This is a genomic window from Lysinibacillus sp. FSL W8-0992, from assembly GCF_038008685.1.
Classification (GTDB): Bacteria; Bacillota; Bacilli; order Bacillales_A; family Planococcaceae; genus Lysinibacillus.
Map to the genome: position 1 here is coordinate 3,678,016 of NZ_JBBOZQ010000001.1, position 22,822 is coordinate 3,700,837.

General features: G+C 33.2%; 15 protein-coding genes. All 15 read left to right on the forward strand.

What is annotated here, in order from left to right; genetic code table 11:
- Positions 1-36: 36 nt before the first annotated feature.
- The 15 genes from NSQ74_RS18485 to NSQ74_RS18555 all read left to right on the forward strand — a co-directional run bounded on the left by NSQ74_RS18485 (position 37) and on the right by NSQ74_RS18555 (position 22,814).
- Positions 37-6,396, forward strand: coding sequence for a peptidoglycan DD-metalloendopeptidase family protein (locus NSQ74_RS18485; protein WP_340825265.1), 6,360 nt, complete (start codon positions 37-39; stop codon positions 6,394-6,396).
- Entirely contained in the window at positions 6,396-6,992 is a 597-nt protein-coding gene (locus NSQ74_RS18490; protein WP_340825266.1) for a distal tail protein Dit, read from the forward strand. Before NSQ74_RS18485 ends, NSQ74_RS18490 begins: the two co-directional genes overlap by 1 nt.
- Position 6,993: 1 nt before the next feature.
- Complete coding sequence (locus NSQ74_RS18495; protein WP_340825267.1) at positions 6,994-7,650, forward strand: hypothetical protein; 657 nt, start codon at positions 6,994-6,996, stop codon at positions 7,648-7,650.
- Between the two features lie 10 nt (positions 7,651-7,660).
- Positions 7,661-8,302, forward strand: coding sequence for a phage distal tail protein (locus NSQ74_RS18500; RefSeq protein WP_340825269.1), 642 nt, complete (start codon positions 7,661-7,663; stop codon positions 8,300-8,302).
- Positions 8,303-8,325: 23 nt separating this feature from the next.
- A complete protein-coding gene (locus NSQ74_RS18505; RefSeq protein WP_340825270.1) occupies positions 8,326-12,090 on the forward strand; it encodes a phage tail spike protein in 3,765 nt (1,254 codons plus the stop codon).
- Between the two features lie 12 nt (positions 12,091-12,102).
- Positions 12,103-12,516, forward strand: a complete 414-nt coding sequence (locus NSQ74_RS18510; RefSeq protein ID WP_340825271.1) for a PAAR domain-containing protein — start codon at positions 12,103-12,105, stop codon at positions 12,514-12,516.
- A gap of 26 nt (positions 12,517-12,542) precedes the next feature.
- Positions 12,543-13,706, forward strand: a complete 1,164-nt coding sequence (locus tag NSQ74_RS18515; protein ID WP_340825273.1) for a hypothetical protein — start codon at positions 12,543-12,545, stop codon at positions 13,704-13,706.
- A gap of 62 nt (positions 13,707-13,768) precedes the next feature.
- Positions 13,769-14,515: a hypothetical protein gene (locus NSQ74_RS18520; RefSeq protein WP_340825274.1), complete on the forward strand. Its 747-nt coding sequence runs from the start codon at positions 13,769-13,771 to the stop codon at positions 14,513-14,515.
- 94 nt (positions 14,516-14,609) lie between these two features.
- Complete coding sequence (locus tag NSQ74_RS18525; protein ID WP_340825276.1) at positions 14,610-15,206, forward strand: hypothetical protein; 597 nt, start codon at positions 14,610-14,612, stop codon at positions 15,204-15,206.
- Positions 15,207-15,226: 20 nt separating this feature from the next.
- Positions 15,227-15,556: a hypothetical protein gene (locus tag NSQ74_RS18530; protein WP_340825277.1), complete on the forward strand. Its 330-nt coding sequence runs from the start codon at positions 15,227-15,229 to the stop codon at positions 15,554-15,556.
- Positions 15,557-15,572: 16 nt separating this feature from the next.
- Positions 15,573-16,640 (forward strand): hypothetical protein, encoded by a 1,068-nt coding sequence (locus tag NSQ74_RS18535; protein ID WP_340825279.1) that lies wholly within the window; start codon positions 15,573-15,575, stop codon positions 16,638-16,640.
- On the forward strand, positions 16,641-17,786 hold the full coding sequence (locus NSQ74_RS18540) for a discoidin domain-containing protein (RefSeq protein ID WP_340825281.1): 1,146 nt from the start codon (positions 16,641-16,643) through the stop codon (positions 17,784-17,786).
- Positions 17,787-19,235, forward strand: coding sequence for a discoidin domain-containing protein (locus NSQ74_RS18545; protein ID WP_340825283.1), 1,449 nt, complete (start codon positions 17,787-17,789; stop codon positions 19,233-19,235).
- Between the two features lie 72 nt (positions 19,236-19,307).
- Positions 19,308-20,501, forward strand: a complete 1,194-nt coding sequence (locus NSQ74_RS18550) for a discoidin domain-containing protein (protein ID WP_340825285.1) — start codon at positions 19,308-19,310, stop codon at positions 20,499-20,501.
- The gene (locus tag NSQ74_RS18555; RefSeq protein ID WP_340825286.1) at positions 20,502-22,814 is read left to right on the forward strand and encodes a LamG domain-containing protein; all 2,313 of its coding nucleotides are present in this window, start codon (positions 20,502-20,504) and stop codon (positions 22,812-22,814) included.
- The last annotated feature ends 8 nt before the right edge of the window (positions 22,815-22,822 follow it).

Genomic DNA, 22,822 nt, shown 5'->3' on the forward strand with positions numbered 1-22,822 from the left:
ATTTTTTGTTTATCTCATAATAGGAGGGAAAAACAATTGAGTACTAACGGTACACAATCAAATAAACCAATGGATTTATTAGTCGCACTAGGAGTCAATGATGAGGTTTCAAGAAAGAATATTAATACATACATAAAGAGATTAAAAAACATAAATACGCTTACGATAAACTTTGACGTAAAAGGTTTTAATACGACTTTATTTATGGAATATGAACAGCAAATTAATGCCCTTCAACAACATTTAGATACGTTAAACGTACAACTGCAAAATGTTGGAGCTGGATCATCCCCTACCCTTTCACAATTCAATGAATTCAAACAACAAATAACCACAACAGTAAAATCGATAGACAAGTTAAATGAAGCTATTGATGATAGCAATGTAATTGTGAAATCATTTTATAAACGTTTAGCAAATATTCCTACTGGTGACCTACAATCATTAGAACAACTACTAAAGCAACTTAAAAGAGAAGTAGAAAAGGTTAATTCCAACCAAATTCAATTAAACGGCTTACAAGAAACACAACAAAGTCTGCAAAATCTCGAAACAACGTTATCTAATTTTTATGCATTATATAATGCCTATGCAAACAACACTGACTTCGAACAATTAGCTTCCCAAATCTCAGATTTAAATACACAGATCAATGACATACAATTCGGTGAAGGTTTCAATATCGCCGGCATTTCAGAAATCTCAAGCCAATTAGAAAACATTAATCAAGGTATTATGGAGTTTAGCAAAAATACGAAAGAGGCCTCACAAAGTTCTACTTCTCTTGGTGACACATTCTTAAAAGCAATAGATATAACTAGCACTTTGGAGGATACTTTCGAGCATACTGGATCAGGTGTAGCCGCATTTGGAAAAACACTTTTATCAGCAACAGGTATCGGTTTAGGCTTTATGGCGGTAGATTTTGTTATAGGGAAAATCAGTGAGAGTATTGCAAAAGCAAAGCAAAAGGCAGAAGACTTAAAGGTAGCTCAAGAGGAAATTTTGAATTCCTATACTGAACATTCCACTGAAATAGATGGTCTGGTATCAAGATACGATCAGTTAGAGGATGCTATGGCATTGGGAAATACAGATGTATCCGTACTTGCCGAATATCGAGATATTTCTAATCAACTTGCAGAGTTTTTACCTAATTTAGTTAATGGTGAGGATGAATTTGGCAATAAAATTGTTGGGTCCTCAGAAGCCTTAAAAGTAAAAATTGGTCTTCTTAAAGAACAACAAGTAATTGCCGCACAGCTAGCTGAACAAGCCGCTAATGATGATCGTGATGACAATATTAAAACGCGAAACAAAACCATTACTAAACTTGAGTCAAAACAAAAAAATTTAGCGGAAGATGTTACTTCTAAGCTATCTAATTACGCAGATATAAACCCTAATATATATGAACAAGTGAACTTTAGAGATAGTAAAGGAAAATCTACTCTTAAAACCTCTGATGATTTTGATAAAAAAATTAAAGAATTAACTAAGCTTCAATCAAATGCTGAGAAAAATGGTGATGGTAATCTAGCCGATTACTATCAGAATTTAAACAATCAAGTGAAGCACTATAAAGAAGAAATTGTAAAAAATGAGAGAGAACTTAATCAGGAAGTTTTAGCACAAAAATCGGATTACATCGCTACTATTGCCCAAACCATAAGTGAAAACGATAAATTAACGGAAAGTGTTAAAAGTAATGCAGAAGGTTTTGCAGCTCAACTAATCGCTGCCACAGATACAAGTAATTTAAATACTTTACAAGAATCTTTAACAACCTTATTTTCAAATCCAAATGCCGATTCATTCATAACCGATATAACAACCGCCTTCCAAAACATGGAGAATGCGACTACTGAAACTTTTGATGCTATGGCTAATGAAACTAAAGATAAGATATCTGCTATTAAAGGTGAATTGTCTAATTTAGGGTTAAGTGAAGAAGAAATTGGTAGTATTATGGATTCTTTAAATCAGCAATTCAAAGAAACTACTAAAACTCAAAAAGAACTATCAATTGAAATGAAGTTGAATAACTTAACATTTGGGCAGGCTAAAGAAAAAGTATTAGGCTATAAGGACGAAGTAGATAACCTTATTAGTACTTCTGAGCAACTAGTGGGTGTATCACAAAATAAAGTAAATAATACTTCGGATTTATTATTCCAATATAAAATGTTAACTAATCAATTGAAGGAACATACTGAAGAAGAACTAAGAAATCTTAGTCAAAAGAGTAATTTAACAGCTGAAGAACAACAACTTGTAAATACATTAAACTCAAGAGATATGATTATGAATAGCTTGAACAAACTTTATCCTACTCTTCTTGATCAAGATGGTAAAGCAATAATCTTAAACCAAGAAAAAATTAAAGCTATTCAGGAAGAAAATCATGCAAACGACACACTATTAAAAGCTTACAAACTAGCACGAGATGGAAAATTAACCATTGAACAACAAACGACATTAGATTCTGCAAATGCTATTAAAAAGCGAATAGAACTAAAACAAACTGAAATACAGTCACTCATGACATTAAACCTGGCTTTACAAAGTGTAATCGATAATCAAAACAAGGGAACTGAGATGAAAAATGGTGAAGCACTTGGAGCTATGAGAGCTTCAATGATTCAAGCAGCCAATAATGAAAAAATAGTTAATGGTAATAGTGAGCTAAATAATTTTAATAAACAATTGAAAAACAATATAGCAACAATCGATAGTTTTATTACATCAAATAATTCCTCAATAAAATCATCAAATGCTGTAAATAATAAAGCAAAAGAATCCACCTATATTACAGATACATATAAACAGTCACTAGAAAATTTAAATCTTGAAATTGAAAAGCAAGTAAAACTTCAATCTACCCTACCGAAGCATTCTGAAGAATATCGAAAATCATTAGAACAGCAATTAAAACTAGAAAAAGATAAATTATCGATTATAGAAAAACAAGCTAACTCTATTCAATCCCAAGTCTCTTCATCAAAAATCAATAAAACCGGGATGATTACAAGCAATGAATCGGCATCAAGTACTGCCAAAAAAATAAGTGGATGGTCGGGTAAAATTACAAGTTCCTATGGAGGACGTCTAGATCCTATTACTGGTCAACCAGATAAACATTTAGGAATAGACATTTCAGCTAAAAAAGGGACACGATTAGAGGCAAACGTATCTGGTACAGTCGTAAAAGCAGGTAATGCAGTAAAAAATAAAGAACATGAATCCTATGGAAATATTGTAGTCATTAGAGACGATTCGGGTATTGAACACCTTTATGCTCATTTAGATAAAACGGTAGCAAAGGTTGGAGAATACATTCAAGCAGGAACTTATATTGGTGACACTGGAAAAGAAGGGAGGACAACAGGTCCCCACCTTCATTATGAAGCGCGTAAAAACGGTCAACAAATTGATCCAACAGCTTATTATAATAATGCAAACTCAGGCACTATGCCTGATTCTTCTAACGTTGTTGCAACTGGACAACAAGCTATAGATCAAGCAAAATCTGAACTAATCAATTTGCAAATGGATATTTTAAATCAAAAAGAAGCCATTGCCAAATTAGAAAAGGAAATTATTGATGCGTACTTACTTCCGTTTGAATATAAGAAATCAAATTATGATAAATTTCTAGAAAATAGCGCTAATCGCTTAAAGAAATATAAAGAATCATCAAAGGAATACCGCAATGAATTAGATAAGCAAGCACAAGCATTAATTGAAAAAAAGAAAATTAATGTTGCTGAAATTGAGCAATTAAAACAATTTATTAATAGTGGCCAACTATCAACTGCTGTCGTTGCAGAGTATACTGAAAAACTACATGAATTAGGTAAAATTAATAGCGAAATTGATTTTGCAATTGTTGATGTTGATACCTCGAAATTAGAATCGTATGTAAGTCTTGTTAATGATTTAATCAATTCCTTTGAAGATAAACGTAAAACGAAAGATTCCGCCCTTGATTACGAATATTTGGTTCTAAATGAACTCGATACTGCATCCCTCAAATATCAACAATCACTTGAAAAAATTAATACAACCATGCGTGAAAAACAAAATATTAATCGTCAAGAATTAAGTGATATTCAAAATCTAATGAATACGGGACAATTATTTGGCGAGGCATTAACGACAGCTAATGACAGAGGGACCGAATTAAAAAAGGATATTAAACAACTCCAGCTTGATATTCAAGATAATAATTATGAAATCATTGTCAATATTAAAACCCAATCTGATGTAGCTATTGCAGATATGCAATTTGAGAAAGACAGAGCAGAAGGAATTCGCAAAATGTATGAAGAAGGTTCTGCTGACTATGCCAAATATACTGATATCATGCTTAAGCAGCAAGAAAAGATTGCAGAGAAACATTTAGAAACAAGCAATAAGTTAGCTGAAGAATTGAAACAGAAAGATATAACCATTGAAAAATCCAAACAAATTGAAGACTTATTAAAAGCGGAAACTTTAGCTTATATTAATGCCACACTTGCTGTAAAAGATTATACAAAACAGCTTGAAGAAGCGAATAAATCCAAGTTAGAAAAAATTGCAAATGATTTAATTTCTGCATATAAAGATTATGTTCAAGAACGTAGAGATGAACATATGAAATTAATTGAAGATGAAATCAATCAAGAAAATAATAAACATGAGAAAATCATGAATAATCTTCAAGATGAAATGGATTTATTTCGAAAGAATGTAGAGGATAAATTAAAACTTCTAGATAGACAAGAATCTGAACGTGATTATGAAATGGAAATTGGCGATATGGAAAAAGAAAGAAATAATGTCCAAAGTCAATATAATCTATTACTACTTGATAACTCACATGAAGCAAAATCTAAGCGAAAAAAACTGCAAGAGCAATTAGATGAACTTGATAAACAAATTGCCGAACGTAGACACGATCGAGAAATTGAATTACGTAAAGAGTCTTTAAATGATGCGCTTGAAACAAAAGAAGAAGAAATAGACGAAAAAACCAAGCTTCAAGAGAAAGAACATGAAAATGTCATCAATAATATTAACCGTGAAAAAGAATATTGGGAAAAACATTATAATGATTTACTTAATGATGAACGAAAGTTTGCACAATTAAGAGAAGACATTATGGATAAAAACTTTGATAAAATTACTGCGGATTTTCAAGGATATATTAATGAAATGAAATTAACGATGCCAGGATTAGCAGATACATTGAATGACACGATGAAAACAGTAGGTTTATCTATTCGTCAAAATGTTATAGACAAGCTACAAGAAGCATTAAATTTAATTGCTAAATTTAATGCTTCCCAAATTGAATCAAATGTTCCACCAGAAGGCTATAATCCGGAGATTGATAAAAATTATGGAAATGGTTCATCATCAAAAGGTAATTTATCTGAAGCAAACCTCAAAGTTTTACTAGGGAAATTTTTAACTGATAATGTTGCGAATATGTTGACAGGTGCTGCAAAGGAACAAGCTCATTATAAAGGTAATATTTATGGAGAAGCAGGTCACAACCAAGGTGCTACTATTTCTAAAAATACTAGTTTTGACTCAGCAATATCAGGACTAACTAATGCGGAGATGGAAACTTTAAAAGCATATTTTAAAGAACAATCTAATATAAGCGGCGGCGCATACACTGAATACTTTAATCAGTTTGTAAATGGTGGAGCTATAGGTGGAAATTCTGAAAATGCCTATAACAATGCTTCTAAATATGGTATTGGTACTTCACTTAGCGTAGGCGATTCTAGAGTGTTAACTGCTAAATACTTTAAAGATGTGTTAGTCAACCAAATTAGTGATCCTACACAGCAACAAATATTACGCAATACAGCTGATAATATGGCTAAAGCAGGTAGAGATCAAGGCTCAAAAATACAGACGAATGCAGGTTACAAAGAGATAACGAATACTTTAAATTCAATGCAGATATCTCAATTAAAAAATATGATGCAAAATTACGTGGAATTTATTCAAAACCCTAAATTACAAGATTATTTTCGAAGTCATATAGCATCATTAGATTCTGGTGGCTATATGAATTGGTCTGGTAGTGGTATTGATGGTAAAGGTGGCAAGGCAATCATCGCACATCCGAATGAAATTATGTTAGATTCTGCAGATACTAAAGGGTTGTTTAATTCAATCAACATCATGGATAAAATTTTGAGTAACCTCTCCCCTTCTTCATTGCTTCAGCCTGCAACATCCATGCTAAAATCTTTTCATTCTGAAGGGACTACATACGGCAACATCAACATCGAATTTAACATTGATAAAATGAATGGGGATATGAATGATCTCAATAAGTTTAGCAAAATGATTAACGACAACTTACTACGTAAGAAAGGAATGAGACCTTAGTGTTAGAATCAGTTCATTTTATGTATGATAATATTTCATCAAAAGATATGGGCGTTTATATTGGATGGTCTTCAGGTAATTTATTCGAAGAGAATTTTTTACCACAACGGCGTATTATCGAAAAGAAAATCGCTAATAATGAAACACCTTACTTTCAGAGAGTGGAACATGATCCACTCTCTTTTAAATTGTCTTTTTATCTTGATGATTGGGTAAATGAGCATGACTTAAGAAAAATTGCTCGTTGGCTCTTTCAGCCCTATTATAAACCACTAGTGTTTGATCATAATCCTAATCGAGTCATGTATGCACTTGTAGAAGGAGATTCTAGACTAATCCATAATGGCCTCAAACAAGGTTATGTCGAGTTAACAATCCGGTGCGACTCACCTTACAGCTATTCGCATGAACAAATACTAGATAAAATCGAGTTCAGAAAATCGAATAAGGGCTATTTACTTCAGGATGACATTACTACATTTGCGGAAGGACAGTGTCATAATATGAAAATTACTTCAAACGGATTAACTATTGATGAACTAACGAATACATGGGGCATCTTGTATGCCAATACTTTAAAATGGAGTGACATTTAACTTGGAAACTACAACTAAATTAGACTTAAAAATTGTAACTGAGACTACCTTTGAACAGGATGATATTAAAGAGACCATTATTAACTATGGTGGAAATTTTACAAAGCTTGAACAATACTTAAAATCATCTACACAATCTATTGAGGATTTAAATGAAAATATTTTCTATTCAATCGGTCATGTAATATGGAATAAAACACCTGCAATCGGTAGCCATATTGGGTGGGTTGCAACAAGAGAAGGCATCCATGCAAAATCGAGGAAAACGAACAAGGATTATATTGTTGGCGAGTTAATAAAAGCTGTACCTGACAATGGTGGTTTATATGAATGTGTAGTGGATGGCAGAAGTTCAACTAACTCCCCTACTTTTCTTACTGGATTAAATCAAGAGTTCTATGATACAAACGGCAACAATTGGCGCAGGGAGTTTAACTATGAAGTGGGCGATATTGTTTACCCTACCAATGGTAGCAAACAATACTACTACATTTGCGAAACAGCAGGATTATCTTCAACAGTTGAACCTGAATGGGCTTCAATTCAAAATGGGGTCACTTCCATTGATGGCTCTGTCGTTTGGCGTAAAGCAAAAACAATTAAATGGAAACGGATCGGCAGCAGTTGTGAATTTAGACCGTTTGGCAAAATAGAATAGAGGTGCTTACATGAAAAAATGGAGTTCAATTTTAAACGTAAAGGGCTCTTATATCTCTAAAATTCATTCAATTACAAATAACGCCCAAAAATATTTTACTACGATTGCCACAACTATTTTAAATGTCCATGCACAACAAGTCGAATTTTATTATTCAGTTTCATACGATGCAGTCAATTGGACAAAATGGCAGCCATTAAATTTATATAGTACAGATTTAGTAGATCAATACGGACTTCAAGGTTTGGCATTTCGCTATAAAATTGTTATGAGTGCTACGCAAGAATATCAAAAGCCATATATTCAGGCATTTTCTATTAATTTTGACCCATGTGCCGTTGTAGAAAACTTAGGTGATTTTAATATTAAGCCTAAGCTTTGGATTACAAAAACAAACGGCAATGGATCAATCGAAATCATAAATACGAAGACAAATCAAAAAATGCAATTAGAAAATCTAATCGATAATGAAGAAGTTTATATTCATTGTCAGAAAGAAGAAATCGTGTCAGATAGACAAAATTCAGGTGTCTATCGCTATGATGATCATAATGATGAATTTTTAGAATTACTAGTCGGAAACAACTACATTAAAGCAAACGGTGATTTTGATATGCGTATTAGATATCAGCATCAATTTATTCAACAATAATTTCAGTGAAAGGAGGTGATAAAGTGAATATAGGTGACATTAATTATGATTTAAAAACAGTTAAACCTAGAGTTTTCCTATGCCGCCCTGATAAAAAGACAATCGCACCACTAAGTGAAGCCTATGATATTAGCTATAGTACAAAACTATCTGTATTAAATGAACTATCATTTAAGATTCCAACTGTTATTTTTCAAGACGGTGTGCCAATGGACAATAAAAATATACAAGCGATTAAAAACCGTTATTTATTTAAACTGAAATTTGGTCCTATTACTGAATACTTTCTATTAAATGAATCGAACAAATCGTATAGTGATGATGAATATATACAGTATTCTGCCCTATCGTTAGGTGTACAATTAAGTGACAAAAATATTAGAGACTTCGAGGTAGTTAGTAAAACACTTGCACAAATAGCTACAGAAATATTGTCTTCTACTAATACGAAATGGAAGATTGGTTATGTCGATAGCTTTTTCGAAACGTATCGAAGCTACGAAGTATCCTCTAATAATATATTAGAAATAATTTATGATTTAGCAAACCTATGGAATGCACTTATTGTGTGGGATACGATTAAATGTGAAATACACTTCTATAGACCTGATAATATTGGTAACAATAAAGGATTTTACATTCGGGATGGCAAATATTTAGAAAGCTTTAATCTGTCTACCAATACGATTGATACAATCACTCGATTAAAGGTATATGGTCAAGAAGGTCTAACTATTCATCGCTTAAATCCAACAGGCCAGTCTTATTTAGAAGATTTTAGATTCTACCTTTATCCTTTTAAACAAGAAAATGGAGTCGTCGTTAGCCATTCAGAATATTTGAGTGATGATCTTTGCATAGCATTAGAAGATTACCATACATTAGTTGATTCATTAGCAGAAAAGTTTACGTATTTAACTACAGTAATCACAACACAAACAGGGATTATTCAAACAGAAAATCAACGACTCAGCACTTTAATTACACAAAAAGTCATTATAGAGGATGAATTAGATTTATCTAACGCCAATTTTCAATCCAACTCCCCCGCACACTTGGATATTATTAGTCGATTAGAAGTAAAAAGAAATGAGATTTCCAATCAAGAAGCATTTATTCGAGAATTAAATTATCAACTAAAAAACTACGAAGATGAGTTGGATCAATTAAGAAATCAATTACAAAGAGAAAATAATTTCTCTAATGAACAGCTAGCTGAGTTATCTAATTTTGAAATCGAAAAAGAATATACGAATGACTCAATTGTCGATGATCAAGATTTATTAGAAGAAGCGCAAGAAATTTTTAGGCAATACTTAGAGCCTAAAATTAAATTAGATATGAATATCATTGATTTTTTAACAGTCGTAGAATGTCAAAATGATTGGGATAAGCTCAATTTAGGTGATATCGTTTCTGTCCGTTACGATCGATTACAAGTAGATATTAAAGCTAAAATAATGGAAATTACATATGACTTTGAACGAGAAAGCATTTCGGTTATTATCACCAACGAAATTGATGAAAAAAATACTTGGTTAGAGCAGCTTAGCAAAGCTGGTAATACCTCTACCCTCGTCCAAATGGAAAAATGGAAATGGAATCTTTCCGAAAAAAACAACGGGGCTATCAATGACATCATTAATAATAAATGGGATTCATTAAAAAATGCAGTGATGGCAGGCTATAATCAGCAAATTGAAATCAATGAACGTGGTATTACTGTAAAAGATTTAACGGATCCTTTAAGCTGGCTAGTCATCCAAAATGGATTTTTAGCAATTACAAATGATAACGGCAACTCATGGAAACATGCTATTTCGAAAGATGGTATATTTGGCGAGCGAATTTTCGGTAAGATTATTTCTGGTGTGAATTTAATCATCGAGGATGAATCAGGTATTTGGCTGACACAAGGTTCACGTACAACAATTTATAATCGGAACGGTGATGAAGTAATGCGTTTGGGGCTAGTGACAGATGAGCCAGACCCAGAATGCTTTGGATTAACTTCATGGAATGATATTACGAAGGTTGCTATTACAACTTGTGAAGGATTTTCAGTTAGTCAAAAAGACGGTGATGCATGGAAGAAAATTTTATGGGCGAATACAGACGGAACATTATATTCTCGAAACATGGTAGCTGAAAATATTAAAATCGTAAATAACCTTGACCAATTAATTTTAGATGCTGAAAATAATTATTTTGATATTGGTTTATTTGACAAAATTGTTGCAGATGGAAAATTAACGACGCTTGAAAAATTGGAGCTTATTAAAGAATTATATAAAATTCACTCCGACTACCAGCTACTACTTCAACAAGCACAAAAGTATATACGAAGTGAACGAGATAATGAGACAGATGTAAATGGCCCGTTTGATACAACTACCCAAACCTTCCCTACTGTCTATTCGATAACAGATCGATACTCAACAAGCAAAGTTAAAGAAGTATATTTGACATTAATGAACTACATAGCTAGCTACATCAAAATCTTAAAGAACGGTTATCTTGAGTCTCAAAACTTAGAAATTGATATGACAGACCCCCTTACTGAATCCACGAGCCCTATTGATGATCGTGGCTTTTTTGTGCAAAAGTTTAAAGACTATTACGATGAGGCAACACGTTTACGACAAGCAATCGAAGACTCCCTGTTTTATTCAGGCATTCATATGGGTTCTTATAATAATAATTTAATCATGAATGAATTTGGGTTTATCGCTGTTCGAAATGATGGCAAATACCGTGCTTTCCTCAATGCGACAAATGGTCTTGCCCTGCAAAAGTGGGAAAATAATCAATGGGTAAGTAAATTATTTGCTACACTCGGCGACAAAAATTGGGAAGACGGTACCCTTTACGCAGAAGGATTGGTCACAAAAAATCTTCGTATTGTAGATGGTAATTTAGGCGATGCCATCATACTTGATTGGGATGAAGGTATTACGATTTTCGGAAAAAACGATGAAATTATTCGACTAAATGCCAATGAAGCCATTTCTATTTATGTGAAGGATGATAAAAAATTTTACGTTGGTACTGATGGCAGACTTTATGCAAAAGATATAACCACGCATAATCTTAAAATTGTTGACGGGTCTTTAGGAGAGAAAATCATTTTCAACCAAACTGAAGGCATTACAATCAAAGGGAATAACGGAGAACAAATACGGTTAAATGCTAATGAAGGAATCGCCATTGATGTCAAAGGTGACAAGCGTATTTGGATTGGTAAAGATGGGCTTATTTACGCGAAAAAGCTTCTAATTATGGGAAGTGATAGCGATGAAATTATTAAAGATGTGGATGGCAGCTATATTTCAGATTTAACCGTCAATAAATTAAAAACTCTTAATTCCAATCAACCACAAGACTTTATTCATATTAAGGACAATTTCTTTAAAATTAAAACTAATTATGGCGGTGCCGAAAAAGATAAGCTTACGATTACAGTAAAAGAAACAGGAGATGCCGCTTACCCACATATGACTTGGGGTGCTGGCGGTGATACAGGCTCAGGGAATAATGTTGCCTACCAGTACAAAAAAAGTGATGGTTTTTATTTTGATTATGTAGGCACTGATGGCCAAAAACGAGAATTTGCACTTAAAAATGGCGATGAATCTATTTTAATGAAAACACCTCATTCTATGAACTTTGATGGAAAAAACATCAATTTCAAAGCTTCCACTGCAATTACTTTAGCCGTAGGAGAAAACAAAATCATCATAAATGGTGAGGGTGTTAAAGTGAATGGTACTCGAATCAACTTAAACTAAGGAGGCGATAACATGCCTGAAGTAGCAATAAAAGGCGCAAAAATACAAAATAGTATTGCTCCAAATCATATCCGAATAAAGAAACTGAATCCTGATACTATTCCCCCTTACTCCTCCTATTATTATGATTACATTAACGCAACCATTGAAGGAGAAATTAGTGAAGGCAGTACCAATGTATTTGTCAATGGAAAAGAAGTGGCGTTCTCAGGCGCCAAAACAACCGAAAGAGATGATTATCAGCTTCCTGGTGGTTGGTCTTATGATAGCGGTGCTCATACAAGTACGAATGGTTCAGTTAAAAATGGCAGCCCTACTGTTTTTATTAATGGGAAACCATTAGCGAGAAAAAGTGATTCGATTGAAACGCACGCAGGCTCAAGCGCAATCATTACTGACGGTTCTAGTAACGTCTTTGCTAATTAAAAAAAAGCAAGAAAGAAGGTGATACATTGTCATTACCTATTAACTATTTAGAATTTAATAACCCTATCCATATCGTTTGGAGAAAAGGTTCACCTAGCGACCCTTTTATCGATAGACTGGATATTGCCCGTGTAGTAAATCAACGTGTGTGCTTATTAGAAATTCCTGATGAAATGTTTAAGGTGCGTATTGCAGATATGCTTGAAATAAACTACGAAGCATTTATTAAACATAACCTTAGTCATAATGAGTTTTATGTTGACTATACGAATGGCTTTGTTTATTTCCATCAATCAAAAGAAGCTGAGACACTTTCAATTATTTATAAAGGAAGAGGCCTTATCCTCTACCCTTCCACACGTATCATTCATTATGATGGTACAACTGCGACTGAATCATTGCATGACATTATTGAAAAAAGTAAATCACAAGTACAGGAATTAATTGATCGTACAGATACTTATGAAAATTATTTAAAGCGTCTTGTGATTGCCATTAACGATGCTAATAGTGCAACAGACCAGGCATTAATCGCAACACAAAAAGCGCAGGATGCCACAGAATTAGTCAAAGATGCGTATGAAACGACTGTTTTAATTTATCAGCCTTATGTTAATACATATAACGATATTGCAAAAAAATATCCATACCCTGAAGTTGGCTGGACAACACAAGTTTTTGATACAGGTATACGTTATCGTTGGAACGGAAAAGATTGGATCCCCATTGACGCATTAGGGGGAAATATTCCTTTAGCCAGTGAACTATTAAACGGCTTAATGAGTAAAGAACATTATATTAAATTAAAAAGTATTACGGAATTTGTTAACGATAAAACGATGGTATTTGTTATCCCGAAAGATATTTTAGAAGGTGTGCAAGACCCTCATATTGTTTTTGATTATGCTGGCGAAATTGTCGAAATCAAAGCTTCCGTTTCATCAATAGGCTTAGAACCAACCCCTATTCGTGTACAAAAATCAGCTAACTTCACAGATTGGTTCGATGTAACCGATAACCCAATAATGATTAGAGAAAATAATAATCTTGATGATCAATCTCATACTTTAACAGCAAATACCGTGGAAAAAGGTGATATTTTTAGATTATATATCCCCTCCTTCTCTGTTGATGCCCAAAATTTATCAGTCAATGTCAAAATCATGTTAAACGACTCTTTAAACTCTTAGTGAGGCTTAAAGAGTTTTTATTATATAAAAAACAAAATGAACTAGAAAGAAGGAATTTATTTATGTCTAACCAACCCATCGTATCATGGTATGAAGGTACAAACGAAAAATCAAAAGAAGTCAACTACACAGTAGACTACAAAACTGTTGATGCTGCTTCCCAATCAGATACAAAGATATTCTATATTTGGAACAACCGAGGGGGAACAACCGATGCACCTAAAATGGAAGAAGTAACATTTACAACACGTGACCGAAGTGGTGGAACAGGCGATTTAGAAGGAAAGATTGTAGAAGCTGTAAAAGACAATTGGTTCCATGTCCGTGTTGATAGCCTATCAGAGTCCCGTTTCTTACCTGTTGGTAAAGGTGGAAATCCTCTTAATCCCTCTGGTACTAAGGATTTAGGCACAAACGGTACTACAACAAATATACACGCTGCAACTGCACAAGTTTGGTCTGCAGGAACAGAAATGACACTAGATGCTTATGTTCAACCAACGTCAAATAATAATTATATTTATAAAGTATCGAAAGCAGGAACGACAGGCGCAACACAGCCCTCATGGCCAACTGTAGAAGGCAACGCTATTATGGATGGAACAGTAGAATATTTGGCAATTAAAATTGATAAAACACCAAAAGCTAAAGAAATTTTAGGTTTAGCCAATGTTACCAATGATGCAGGAACAAACGCTGACCTAGCAGGTGGTAACTTCGTTAAGATTTCTGTTTATGCTGATGTTCCGATGAATGCGTCTGCAGGTAAAAACCAATTAATGCAACGTGTATCTTATCGTTACGTATAAAAAATAGAATAGTTTAACAGGGTAAGGGCCAGTCCCCTACCCTTTTTTCATACAATAAAAAACACTTCAATGCAATGAAGGAGATAGATAAAACATGTTATTCACAACTGCCGAAAACTATCAAGCCATTAATCTTCCCTTTAATTGGAACGCTGATTACGCCAATGGTAAAAACTTCGCTGAGTATGATTTACTTACGCATAAAAAAAATGATTTTTATTTAATTCAGAAAAACCAGGTCATTCGTTTTGGTTTGTTTGGGCAAAGGATGAAATTTTATTTTGAAATGTCAGATGGCTCCTTCAACATAAACGGTAGAAAAATTGAAGTTGCTTACGTAAAGGAAGATGGCAAAACTTATCCTTTAACAACTAACTTCGAACAAAAAGACCTTATCACATATAAAGAAGCCTTTACTGATTTTAGTAGTCAACAAGGTGTTCAACGTTCGAATATCAAATCGATACATTTTGGCTATAAAACAAATTATAAAAAAGATGATATACAACTGTTTTTCCAGCCTACTGTAGCTTTGCCCTTTAACGAGCGTGCTTTCATTGAAGTAAAACTCACTTCGAATAAACCAATGAACGGTTATTTGCTATTCCAATCAAACGGAACAGAAGTGGGACGCTTTTACGCTCCATTGGCAGCTAATAGAGTTGGGCAAATTAACTGGATCATTAAATAATTCACGAAAGGAAGAATGTAATGAAACGATTTTGGCTGCAACTACCTGAAAAAAGCGATGTTTTGGAGATTACGGCATCTAACAATAAGTTTTCATTATTTGAATCATCCACTGAACGTAGCTACACAATAGCCGTAGGAAAATACACATTAGAAAAGCTAATCGAAATGTTTACACGTGAAGGCTTAGTTGCCAGAATTGGGCAGATAAATGCAGAGAAAAAAGCTAAATTTCTTGTATTGTTTTTAAATCCATCATTTACGAACGTTAATGGAAACTTTATTTCGTTCATTGGTGGAATAGAATCAATTGATGCAGGAGATAGACAAGAAGAAAGTATTATTCATTAAGAAAGGAGGATGCTCTATGTCGTTAATAGGCGGTAATCTGGAGAAAAAAGAAATAGGTCTAGCTCTCGGTGTATCTGGAACTTATAAAAATACTGAAATAGACAAGACAACTGGACATTTGCGATTAACACAAATCGATGTGGATAGTACAGAAAACCCAATCTATGCAGCAGAAGGCAGCTGGACTTCAGATGTAATCAATCTCGGTGATATATTCAACAGCTACGAAAAAGTATTTACAACAAATACTACGATTGGCTCAAGCTCTTTTGCAGTATTAACTAGAGTTTCAGATAACGGTGCGAATTGGTCAGATTGGTTACCACTTGCAATGGACGGAACAATTCAGTCTGATATGAAACAGTACATTCAAGTAAGAATCGATTTATTTGCAGGGTTTGTGTCAGATGAATTTGTTATTGTTAAGGGGGATTTTGAGGATAATGAGTTTGTTGAAAAAAAGATAGATAAATCAGGGGGATTTATTGTTCCCAAATTAACATCAAATACATCATCCTCGGAAGGTTTTGCTTTTGCTTCTAGCATTTTTAGTACTAGCTATAGCTCTTGGCATGCTTTTGATAAAACCCCATCAACTTACTTTTCTACTGTTTTAGGTAACACAACAGGATTTTTAGGATTTTATTTTAATAGCAATAAAAAAATAACTAAATATAAAATCACAAGCCCGAGTGGTAGCGCTCAATTAAAATATATGCCCAAAAGTTGGATTCTCCAAGCAAGTAATGATACTTCAGATGGAATTAATGGAACTTGGTGGGACTTAAATACACAATCTAATCAAACATGGAACATAGTGAACACTGACAAAGAATTTGAATTTACAAATCAAAAAAAATATCATGCATATAGAATTAATTGGACTGAAAACAATGGTGATTTATCTTATTCGGGTATAGGTGAACTTGATTTTTTTGAAGAAGATACAATATCTCTTAGTTTAAAACGGAAATACGCATTTAAAAAAATATTAGATTCAACATACTCAGATTTTGGAAGCTTACATAGTGTAAAAATATATCGAGATAAATGGTTAAGAATTGATAGATTAGAGGTGAAATAAGTGGATATTATAACAAGTTATGATAATTGGGGAGGAAAAGGTAATAGAACAAAAATACTTAGTGGGGCAACAGAGATGTTGGATGGAAATGAAAATACTTATTTAACCTACACTAATGGAGGCCAAATTAAAATAGATATTATTTTTAGTGGGCTAGAAGGGAAACTATTTATAGATTGTATTAAAGTAATAAGAACAAGTTATGGTTTTGTTGATAAACAAATATTATTAAATAATAAACTAATAGGTACTTTTGAAGATAATATAGATTCACCCCTACCCATGTTAACGATTAGAAAAAACGATAAGATAACGATAATGGGAAGGAACAACCAATCAGGTGGAGGTACATACGCAACTTACATAAAAGAAATAGAGTTCAAAACTTTCTTTGTACCTGACAAATCTTTTATTTTACATAATTCCGAGTATAAAAAATTTAACGATAAAATACCTGAACGTCCCACTACAGATAATCTTGTCCCAATTATGACAAGTAACATTACGCCGAAAGGTAAAGTTACAGCTGGATATGAATCCGACCCTGCTTGGGGAGCATTTGATGATGGTTCAAAATCTAGGTCTTTTTGGTATGCTAATAGTAGTGCGAGTACTAATTGGCTTCAGTATGAATTTGAGGAAAAAACTAAAGTAATCAGACTTTCTTTAACCTCAACAGCCGTCAGTGGAAGTAATTATGGTATTAAAAACTTTACTATCTTAGCATCAAACGATGGTTTAATTTATGACACACTATACACAGGTACACACCCAAATAATGGTAGTGAAATATTCTATGACTTAACAAATAATAAAGAATACAAATCGTATAAAATACAAGGAAATAGCTACAATAGTATAAATCAAATGCTAATAACTTCATTTAAAATGTTTGGTGAATATATTCCTCATATCCCAGCGCATTGGTCTACAGTATCTAATATTCTCCCAAAGCATAATCATTTCCAAGAGGAAGGCATGTATCTATCTCCCCTACTTGATAGGAAAGTGACAATTTTAGAACCTACTGAAATGACTCAAAGAAATGATATTTTAGATTTAGGAGAGATTGGGAAAGTGTTTAGTAAAACTGTAGATTTAAAAAAATATATTGATATTAGAAATATTACAAGTGAGGTGAAATAATTGCCAACTCTTAATAACAAGCAAATAGAATTAATGTTTGACAAAATTTACTATGTTGATTCTATAAATGGGGCAGATTCAAACAATGGTTCTAAAACCTCTCCTTTTCAATCAGTTAATTATGCTGTTACAAAATGCGGTAATAAAGGGGATGCAATTTTTGCATTGGCAGGAACACATGATGTCACAAGAATTGCGGGAGCATATGATTCAGGTGGATTGTGGGATGATAACAAAGAAATAGCTTTTTTTGGTGAAAATGATAAGACTATCTTTTTGTGTGATGGTAGGAAGCATAGTGGTAGAGACACACATTGTATTATGTTTCAAAACGCAGGAACAAAGGCCTACAATATCACTTTTGACTTTAAAGTTGGTAGTGGCAGAACCAATAACTATCAAACTTCAATTTGTGGTATTGGTGGTAATGCTACCAAAGGAGAAGTAATAAATTGCCTATTTAAAATAGATGGCACTTTCCCTAATTTCACCTATTCTAATAATGCAACATCTGTTACTAAGTTTATCAATTGTGTCTTTGATGTAAAAGTTAATTTTATGCAAAGCTACTCAGGATCGGGCTTTACTATTGAAAACTGTGTTTCAAACTTCGCTTTTTATGGGGAAGGAACAAGAAAGAACATATTTAAAGCTACTTTTGATACCAATTACCATATTACCAACTATAATGAAACAGAACTAAATATAGGTGTATATACCGGGATTTCTTCTTGGTACTCCAAATGGGTTTTAAATTCAATTCTAATTAAAGCTAATAATAAAGCTTATGCACCTATTACTATTGAAAAAAGTAGTACGGAAAATCTATCTAAATATATAAAAAATGTTACAGCTAGTGGTGGTACATCGCCTGAAAAAACAATAGATGGATATACAGGAAACGTTTCATCCTATGGTTGGTACTTTGGAAATAATGCACCTAGTGCTTGGATAAAGTATGAATTTATTAGTCCAATATCCATTGATAAAATAGGCATTTTTTCATACTATCATGCGGGATATGAAGCAATTAAAGAATTCACAATTGAAGCTTCACGTACTGGTTCTTTCTCTGGAGAACAAAAAATTTTGTATGAAGGTGTTCATCCTAATGAATCTTCAGTATTTTTTATAGATTATGGTTTCAAAAACAACTTTAAATATAAATTTTATAGATTAGTTATAAAAAACATCTATCCTGGCAACGGAGGAAACAACTTGTCGATAAATGAAGTGCAGTTTTGGAAAAATCACAGTTCTATAAATCTTCTACAACTTGATTCGCTATCAGAAAAAAACTTTATTAATTATGGTAGTCCTTCTAACTTTCCTTTAGATGGAACAATAGAAAGCAGTCTTTATTTACTAAAAGGTGATCTATCTGAAAACTCGACTAATTTAATATTATTGCAACTAGAAAAGAAACCACTTTCAATAAAGTTAAGATAAGTAGAATTATCCAGCATTTTTATGGAGCTAAGTTTATTCTCTTAATACACATAAGAAAGGAACCAATTATTAATGGCAAATTTCGGAGATACAATGAATTTACCTGAAAAAGGATGGAAGAGGATAGAAGAAACTGATCCTTGTTTCACTTATGAAGGTGTATGGGGTTCAAGGTCAAACTCTTCCTATAGCGGTGGGAGTCAAAAAACTCAGTCTAATAATATTCTTGGAAACAAAATTAAGTTTAAATTTTTTGGTTCTAAAATACGAATAATCACATCTATCTATCCTACATACACACCAAAAGTAAAAATTACTATAGATGGAGTTGAAGAATATTATTCTCTCCAAGGTACTCAAGTGAACATAAGCCTTGTCTATGAAAAATTGAACTTACCTTTAAATTTACACTATGTTGAAGTTGAAAAAGTAACTAATGGTGGTTATGATCCCGATTTTATATGGGATGCAATTGATATAGATGCTGATGGATTTGTTGCTGATATTAACTATAAGCCTAAAAGACTTATTCTCAAAAATTCAATCATTGATGAACACTTCTCTCTATCTGATAAAACTATCATCCATTTACCTAACGCAGAAAAAAAAACTATAGCTCAATTGGGAATTTGGGAAGAAAATGAAATCATTTTAGATGCTCCCTTTGACAAACACTATTATATTAATAATTCACCTATTAATAATGTGAATTGCAAGATATTTACACAAAATATTAGCAAAATAAATAACTTGAGAGTTAAAGAAAACAATGAAAACAAAAATTTTGAGCCTGTTTATTATTGGTATGATTTTATCATGACATCCAATAGTTCACCAGAACCATTGATAGCTAGTGGAAGTAGTCTATATAGCTCCAACTATGATTATTATAAAGTTTTTAATGGTACAAATGTTAATTGGTCAGACTCATGGACAAGTAGTAGTCCTCAAGCCTACATTCAACTAGATTTCAATGAAATTAAGAAAATTAATATGTTTAGCATTACCACATGGAATGAACCTAATAGTACTTCTTCCCCTAAGAGATTTTCTATTACGGCTTCAAATAATGGTGTAGACTTTGTTTCCATTTTTAATGAAATAACCTTTACAGAAGAATGGCCCTATAATACAGAAAAAATTTTCATATTAGATGAAGTTAAAAACTTTAGATTTTTTCGCATAAATATAGAAGAATCGTTCGGAGCCCCCTATGTGTCTATAGGGAAAATTAAGGTTGGCTATAAAAAAGAGGTGAACAACTAAATGACAACAATAGAAAAAACAATGATACAACATGGTGTTGCATGGTTTGGATTTGATGAGATAAGCAACAATACTTTGGATTTACTAGGTATAGGTAATTTAGGAATAATTACGAACGCAACAAGAGTTGACGGGTGGAATGGTAAAGGATATGCAATTAAATCAAGTGCCATCAATCAGAGGGTTTTATTTAATGGTGCAATCATTCCAACTAGAGACTTTTCCATTAGATTTAAAATAAAATGTTTGCCAAACACTCTTGATAGCTATTTCCTTTCTACTGCAGGAAGTTTTGGAAGCTCAGATAAAGGAGTTAGCTTATATATTGATACAGCAGGCTATCTATATGTAACATTTTTTAATGGAAGTTCACATGAAAACGTTATTAAATCAACAATTAACATTGCTCAGAACATATGGACTGATATATTAGTGTCTAAGTCAGAATTAGAAACTATAATCTATATTAATGGCGAGCTTAACGTAAGATTACAAAACAGTGTATCGACATACATCCATACCAAACCTTTGTCTTTACTTAATTGTGATGCTTTTTTAGCAACTGCAGGAAGATGGTTAAATGGGCAAATTGATGATTTACAAATCTATAATAAGGCACTTTCCCCTTTCGATTTCACTCAAAAACGCTTAGCATTCAAAACAGCTGCTAACAAGAATCTCGTTTTTCTAGATGATAGAATCAAGGAAATTCCCAACTTAAATGAAAACACCCTGTTAAATCACGGTGGAATTCTAAAGGAAATTGACTTTGCTACCGATAAACTACCTCTTGACCTAACTAGAACATATGTGAATTATGAGACTATTAGCGCAAGCGGCACTAGCATAGTAAACACCATCCCCCCAACAATTGCAAAAGACTTGTTAGGAGTAACGCCTCAAGTTGTCTATTACACAGATTCTGATGCCTCACAAATAGTTGTTGAAACAGAAGTTGAACCATTTTCTGTTTATGACTATCTCTCAGAAAAACCTGAAATTTTAGTCTACACAGAATCCACCGACGATATCATCGTATCCACAACTACCGAACCATTCGACATTTACGATGAATTCGGTGATAGTGTCGAGGTGCTTTACTACACAGACGATACAGAGGTCACAAATGCTGACTTAATTTTAGAAGCAAACTACTCCCCTCTCGATGAATTAGAAGGCGATTTCGAAGTTGTGACGTGGACTGATGAAGCACCTGAGACTGCACAGAGAGTGCTTGAAATGCAAGCTATACCTAAACCTCAGTTCATTAAGCTGGTCAACCCGAAGCGGATTTATGGTGCTTTGGATGATGTTATAGTTAATGATATCTCTCAATCCTATCGGGATGAAGCTCGTTATTTTGTTTCTGGTACAGACACTACAAAGTGGTATGTATGGGATAAGGTGTTTAAAAAATTTGTCATTACGGATGCTTCTAGTGAAGAAGCTATTATTGCAAATGGCATGAAACATACAGACTTAAATAACATTTCTGACACAGAATGGCGGACTTGGGATGAGCAGCACTTAAATATCGGGATTTTCTTAAAAGACAATCCTCGTGATACGATCGTTTCTGTTGTTGAAAATATTTCATATGAAGATTACCTTCCTCGCCATACAACAGCAATTCAAGACACAAGTTTATATATTTTAAATACAACAGCAAAAATAGATATTGCTTTCAACGGAAATGTTCTTAAAGGTGTGTTAAGTGATGATGATTTAACACGTGTTCAATATCGGGTATTGCTGAACAACCGCCACTTCTACCCTTCTGATGGTAGCTTTACAAAGCTAGGTGAATCTCCTCAAAACATTGAATTAGTAATCCGAAGTAAGGACATTAAAATTGATGATTGGAATACTTTAAAAGTGGAGTTTAAAGACTACTTTGGTACTACAGATTATTGGTCAACAAACTTTATGGGTACCTACTCTGGACTTATGTTTAAAGATGTCCATGGAGAATACTTTTCTAATGAAATAGGAGACGTATTAAAGTATCTTGATTTTGGTGTCATTATCGCAGGACAAACGACAATCGAGCATGAGGTAATCCTAAAAAATCAATACGGCTATGATGTTAAAAACGTGCATTTGTTTGCAAATACAGCTAATTTCCCAACCGAAATGACAGTTGAATTCAGTCAAAGTCAGTCACCTTTTATACCTCATCCAGATTTAAAGCTGAGTGGTGTGCTTGCAAATAATGCTGAAATGCCCTTCTTTATTCGGTTAAAAACAAAATTAGGTTCAACGCCTGACGCAAATGGATCGTTTGACATTATCGTGAGAGCAGATAAAGCCTAATCACAATA